1 rRNA gene is annotated in these 1,076 nt (G+C 45.5%); it reads right to left on the reverse strand.

Features of this window, described 5'->3' with window-relative positions:
• Window positions 1–940, reverse strand: a 23S ribosomal RNA gene (locus B2G86_RS12985); the annotation flags it as partial.
• Window positions 941–1,076: the final 136 nt, after the last annotated feature.

Below are 1,076 nucleotides of genomic sequence, written 5' to 3' on the forward strand. Positions count from 1 at the left end.
CCCTAGAGGGGCCCCTCGTCCAAACAGTGCTCTACCTCCAATAATCATCACTTGAGGCTAGCCCTAAAGCTATTTCGGAGAGAACCAGCTATCTCCAAGTTCGATTGGAATTTCTCCGCTACCCACACCTCATCCGCTCACTTTTCAACGTAAGTCGGTTCGGTCCTCCATTCAGTGTTACCTGAACTTCAACCTGGACATGGGTAGATCACTTGGTTTCGGGTCTACGACCAGATACTCATTCGCCCTATTCAGACTCGCTTTCGCTACGGCTCCACATTTACTGCTTAACCTTGCATCAAATCGTAACTCGCCGGTTCATTCTACAAAAGGCACGCCATCACCCATTAACGGGCTCTGACTATTTGTAAGCACACGGTTTCAGGTTCTATTTCACTCCCCTTCCGGGGTGCTTTTCACCTTTCCCTCACGGTACTGGTTCACTATCGGTCACTAGAGAGTATTTAGCCTTGGGAGATGGTCCTCCCGGATTCCGACGGAATTACACGTGTTCCGCCGTACTCAGGATCCACTCAGGAGAGAAATAACTTTCGACTACAGGACCATTACCTTCTATGGTTGGTTTTTCCAAAACCATTCGTCTAATTATTTCCTTTGTAACTCCGTATTGAGTGTCCTACAACCCCAACAGGCAAGCCTGTTGGTTTGGGCTATTCCCGTTTCGCTCGCCGCTACTCAGGGAATCGAGTTTTCTTTCTCTTCCTCCGGGTACTAAGATGTTTCAGTTCTCCGGGTGTGCCTTCTCACATACTATGTATTCATATGTGGATAACATGACATAACTCATGCTGGGTTTCCCCATTCGGAAATCTCTGGATCAAAGCGTACTTACAGCTCCCCAAAGCATATCGTCGTTAGTAACGTCCTTCTTCGGCTTCTAGTGCCAAGGCATCCACCGTGCGCCCTTAATAACTTAATCTAATATTTCCTTATACATAATGTTTAAGAAAATAACTGTTATTAATCTGTGATGTCGTCTAAAAAGACGACGCGCGATTATTAAGCTTGAATTTCGTTAGAAATTCACTCGGTTTATTGCTTGGTAAAATCTATTT

The sequence above is a fragment of the Mammaliicoccus fleurettii genome, from assembly GCF_002018435.1.
GTDB lineage: Bacteria > Bacillota > Bacilli > Staphylococcales > Staphylococcaceae > Mammaliicoccus > Mammaliicoccus fleurettii.